Here is a 4,237-nt window from a genome sequence, read left to right as displayed (position 1 = left end):
CCTGTGGTCAGACCACAGGAGGATCGATGAGCGACCAGCCGGCGCGCGCCTGGCAACTCGTGCTCGAGCACATCGAGCGCGACCTGCTCGACGGCCGACTCGGGCCCGGTGACCGTCTGCCGTCGGAGCGAGATCTCGCGACCGAGCTCGGCGTCGGCAGGTCCAGCGTCCGCGAGGCGTTCCGCGTGCTCGAGGTGATGGGACTCATCCGCACCGCGACCGGTTCCGGTCCGCAGTCCGGCGCCATCGTCATCGCCACGCCGACCGGCGGCATGTCGGCGCTGCTGCGGCTGCAGGTGGCGGCTCAGGGTTTCGCGCTGGATGATGTCGTGCGTACCCGCCTCGTCCTCGAAGACGCGGTCGTCACCGCCCTGGCCACTTCGCCCGATCGCGACACCGCACGCGCTCACGAGCTGCTCGAGGCGATGGATGCCGTCGGCCTGTCCGCCGGGGAGTTCCTCGCCCTCGACGCCCAGTTGCACCTCTCGCTTGCGGAAGCGAGCGGGAACACGGTCATCGCCGCGATGATGGGGGGCCTGCGCTCCTCGATCGAGTCCTACGTGCAGGCGGGGGTCGCGGCGATCCCGGACTGGGCGGCGATGGCGACCAGGCTCCGCGCCGAGCACCACGCACTGGTCGCCGCGATCGATGCCGCCGATGTCGAGGCTGCTCGAACCCTCGTCCGCACGCACATCACCGGCTACTACACGTCCGCGGGGCTCACCCGCGACATCCATCCCCAGAACGACATCCATCCCCAGAACTGAGAGGCACATCATGGTGCAGCGCCAGCTCCCCAACCCCGTCGAACTGCTCGATCTCATGAAGTTCAAGAAGCCCGAGCTCGACGGCCGCAAGCGCCGCCTCGACGCCGCGCTGACCATCGACGATCTGCGTCTGATCGCCAAGCGGCGCACTCCCAAGGCCGCGTTCGACTACACGGACGGTGCGGCCGAGGGTGAGCTCTCCCTCACCCGAGCGCGTCAGGCTTTCCAGGACGTCGAGTTCCACCCCGGCATCCTGCGTCCGGCACCCGATGTCGACACGAGCACCGAGATCCTCGGAGGTCCGTCGGCCCTGCCGTTCGGCATCGCGCCCACCGGGTTCACGCGCCTGATGCAGACCGAGGGCGAGGTCGCCGGAGCCGGTGCGGCGGCTGCCGCGGGTATCCCGTTCACACTCTCCACTCTCGGCACCACGTCGATCGAGGGCGTGAAGGCTGCGAACCCGGACGGGCGCAACTGGTTCCAGCTGTATGTGATGCGTGATCGCGAGATCTCCTACGAGCTCACCCGCCGCGCGGCCGCGGCCGGCTTCGACACCCTGCAGTTCACCGTGGACACCCCCGTCGCCGGTGCTCGTCTGCGCGACAAGCGCAACGGCTTCAGCATCCCGCCGCAGCTGACGCTCGGCACGATCATCAACGCGATCCCGCGCCCCTGGTGGTGGTTCGACTTCCTCACGACGCCCAAGCTGGAGTTCGCGTCGCTGAGCACCACCGGCGGCACAGTCGGCGAGCTGTTGGATGCGGCGATGGATCCGACGATCAGCTACGACGACCTCGCCGTCATCCGCGACATCTGGCCCGGCAAGATCGTGATCAAGGGCGTGCAGAACGTCGAGGACTCCGTGCGTCTGCGTGATGCGGGCGTCGACGGCATCGTCCTGTCGAACCACGGTGGGCGCCAACTCGACCGCGCGCCCATCCCGTTCCACCTGCTGCCCGAGGTCCGGCGGGCTGTCGGCGACGACTTCACCGTCATGATCGACACCGGGATCATGAACGGCGCCGACATCGTCGCCGCGGTCGCTCTCGGCGCCGACTTCACGCTCATCGGTCGCGCGTATCTCTACGGGCTCATGGCCGGTGGGCGCCAGGGGGTCGACCGCACGATCGCCATCCTGCGCAGCGAGATCGAACGCACGATGCGGCTGCTGGGGGTCTCTTCGCTGGCCGAGCTCGAGCCGGGTCACGTCACCCAGCTCACCCGTCTGGTGCCGGTCGCCCGCGCGAACGCCGAGGCGCGCACGCGCTGATCGCGGCGGCCGCGCGGTGGCCTCTCCGTCTCAGGACTGCGGGGCCACGGCGGGCGCACGCGGCGGCCACGGGATGAGCATCGAGGTCGAGCGCTTGTACTCCGCGTAGGCCGGGTACTTGGATGCGGTGATCGACTCCGTGAAGATGGTCGACCCGATGAACAGCACCGTCAGCAGGGCGGGACCGACGATGGTCGGGTTGAGCGCCCCGCCGACGAAGCCCGCACCGCCGGCGACCGCAGCCGTCGCCCCGAGCGCGTAGAACGCCCACCACTGCGCCTGCTCGAAGAAGAAGTTCGGGTGGCGGCTGAAGCGGAACAGCCCCGTCGTCAGGAATCCCGGGGCGAGCGTGCCGCCTGCCTGCTTCTTGCGCTGGTGGAAACGCCACTGCTGCTGGTCGGCCACGGTCTCGCCGATGAGGAACGCGAGGAACGCGGCGACGAACAGTGCATCCCACCCGGTGAGGGCTGCGGGATGCTCGGCCGCGACCAGGGCGGGCAGCGTGATGAGCACGAGCAGCGTCATCTGGTAGCCGATGATGAACAGCACGTTGAAGACCTGGAACTGCCACGGGCGCATGCGCCCGCGCAGGATCGCCCACCGGTAGTCCTCCACGCCCGTGTAGCCGCCCTTGCGCGCGAAGTTGAACGTCAGGCGTGCGCCCCAGGCGGTCGCGAGCACCCCCATGAGTACGACACGCACGGAGCCGTCGCCGTGCGCGAAGGCGCCGGCCACGAAGATCCACACGTAGACCACGGGAACGATCGACCATGCCCGGTCGACCCACGAGGTGTCGCGTGTGATCAGGGAGAGGATCCAGCACACGGCGCTGGCGGCCGCGGCGGTGATGACGACGATCAGCAGGGCATCCATGACGCCATGTTAGGACCAGGGCGCGACAGAGCGTCGCAGGACGCCTCCGAGGTCAGAGCGTCAGCAGGAGACCGTCGAGCTTTTCCGCCGTGTCTTCCCAGCCGTCGACGGCCACGGACGGCACTCCGATGGCAAGGACCGGGTAGTCGTTCCCGCCCTCGTCGAGTCGGTCGCCGTAGAACAGCATCTCGGTGAGAGGGATGCCGGTGTGCTCGGCGAGCTGCCGCATCCCGAAGGCCTTGTCGATGCCGGCCTGGGTGATGTCGATGGATGTCGATCCGCCGGAGCGGACCTCGAGTCCGGGAAGGCGAGCGGCGACGGCGGCGCGCAGAGCCGCACGCTTGGTGCCCGCGGGATCCCAGTCGTGCTTCGCCTCGCGCGGTGCGCGCTGCCCCAATGCGGAGAACGTGATCTGAGAGCCGCGGTCCTCGAGGATCTCTCCCCAGGGCTCGGCCTCCCACAGTCCCAGGCGTTCGGCCTCTTCGCGCAGCGCTGTCAACGCGGCGTGCTTGTCCTCGTCGCTGAGGTCGTGCGCGTACACGGGGGCGAAATCGGAGCCGTCGTACCGGAGGTAGCGGGTGCCGCAGGTCGGCAGCAGGTGCAGGCGGGCGAGGTCGGCGGCATCCGCATCGCCGAGGCGTGCGAGCACTTGACTGCGGAACTGCGCCTCGTTGCCGCCGGAGATGATGGCGACGTCGACGGAACGCAGCAGGCTGCGCAGCAGCGCCGCGATTCGCGGGTCGATCAGGCCCTTGGAAGGGGCGAGCGTGTCATCGAGATCGAAGGCGACGAGTGTGGGCGCGGTCATGATGTCTCCAGCCTAGAAGGTGGCCGCTGGGAGGGTCGTGAAGCGAGCAGCAGGGTGCAGAGGACGGCGAACGCGACACCGACGAACGCGCCGGTCGAGTTGGCCACGATGTCGGTGACGGTGGCGGCGCGATGGGGGAGGGCCACACGCTGTGCGGTCTCGATCCCGAGCGACAGGAGCGGCCCGACCAGTAGGGCGAGGGGCCAGATCCGGCGCGGGAGCAACAGGAAGGCGAGGATGCCGACGGGCACGAACACCAGGATGTTCGCGATGATCTCGAGTCGAGTGAAGTCGAGCGAATCCCAGCCGAGGCGGTGCGCGGCGTGGAGGGTCAGATCGAGCAGATTGGGCATGACCTGCTCGACCCGAGACGGTGTGAGGGTGAGAGCCGCAAGGCCCAGGAGGAACGGGATGCCGAGAGCGAGAGCCCACACGCGGGTGAACCGGCGCGGGGGCGGAAGCAGAGACCCCATGCTTTCCCTTCCCCTTCTGCGTGTTCCCCATACAGAGAAGGGGGGG

The 4,237-nt window shown here is 68.9% G+C and carries 5 protein-coding genes; 2 read left to right on the top strand and 3 right to left on the bottom strand.

The window, feature by feature from the left end:
- The first annotated feature begins 26 nt into the window (after positions 1 to 26).
- Both ACNPM4_RS04545 and ACNPM4_RS04540 read left to right on the top strand, forming a co-directional pair.
- Positions 27 to 767 (top strand): FadR/GntR family transcriptional regulator, encoded by a 741-nt coding sequence (locus tag ACNPM4_RS04545; protein ID WP_448984843.1) that lies wholly within the window; start codon positions 27 to 29, stop codon positions 765 to 767.
- Between the two features lie 10 nt (positions 768 to 777).
- On the top strand, positions 778 to 2,037 hold the full coding sequence (locus ACNPM4_RS04540) for an alpha-hydroxy acid oxidase (RefSeq protein WP_029261044.1): 1,260 nt from the start codon (positions 778 to 780) through the stop codon (positions 2,035 to 2,037).
- A 30-nt stretch (positions 2,038 to 2,067) separates the two neighbouring features.
- Here the strand turns inward: ACNPM4_RS04540 and ACNPM4_RS04535 are convergent, their stop codons facing one another.
- From ACNPM4_RS04535 to ACNPM4_RS04525, 3 genes are read right to left on the bottom strand one after another with little or no spacing between them, the layout of a single operon-like run.
- The gene (locus ACNPM4_RS04535; protein WP_448984842.1) at positions 2,068 to 2,910 is read right to left on the bottom strand and encodes a DUF1295 domain-containing protein; all 843 of its coding nucleotides are present in this window, start codon (positions 2,908 to 2,910) and stop codon (positions 2,068 to 2,070) included.
- Between the two features lie 52 nt (positions 2,911 to 2,962).
- The gene (locus ACNPM4_RS04530; RefSeq protein WP_448984841.1) at positions 2,963 to 3,718 is read right to left on the bottom strand and encodes an HAD-IIB family hydrolase; all 756 of its coding nucleotides are present in this window, start codon (positions 3,716 to 3,718) and stop codon (positions 2,963 to 2,965) included.
- Complete coding sequence (locus ACNPM4_RS04525) at positions 3,715 to 4,191, bottom strand: VanZ family protein (RefSeq protein ID WP_448984840.1); 477 nt, start codon at positions 4,189 to 4,191, stop codon at positions 3,715 to 3,717. The genes ACNPM4_RS04530 and ACNPM4_RS04525 overlap by 4 nt, the downstream gene beginning before the upstream one ends.
- Between the last annotated feature and the right edge of the window lie 46 nt (positions 4,192 to 4,237).

The organism is Microbacterium umsixpiens (assembly GCF_053543675.1).
The sequence above is the reverse complement of the archived record's forward strand: the minus strand, read 5'-3'. Positions and strand labels throughout refer to the sequence as shown.

What these genes read in the sequence shown, in the direction of transcription:
- ACNPM4_RS04545 (WP_448984843.1), top strand. Translation starts at nt 27, where the DNA reads ATGAGCGACCAGCCGGCGCGCGCCTGGCAACTCGTGCTCGAGCACATC.
- ACNPM4_RS04540 (WP_029261044.1), top strand. Translation starts at nt 778, where the DNA reads ATGGTGCAGCGCCAGCTCCCCAACCCCGTCGAACTGCTCGATCTCATG.
- ACNPM4_RS04535 (WP_448984842.1), bottom strand. Translation starts at nt 2,910, where the DNA reads ATGGATGCCCTGCTGATCGTCGTCATCACCGCCGCGGCCGCCAGCGCC.
- ACNPM4_RS04530 (WP_448984841.1), bottom strand. Translation starts at nt 3,718, where the DNA reads ATGACCGCGCCCACACTCGTCGCCTTCGATCTCGATGACACGCTCGCC.
- ACNPM4_RS04525 (WP_448984840.1), bottom strand. Translation starts at nt 4,191, where the DNA reads ATGGGGTCTCTGCTTCCGCCCCCGCGCCGGTTCACCCGCGTGTGGGCT.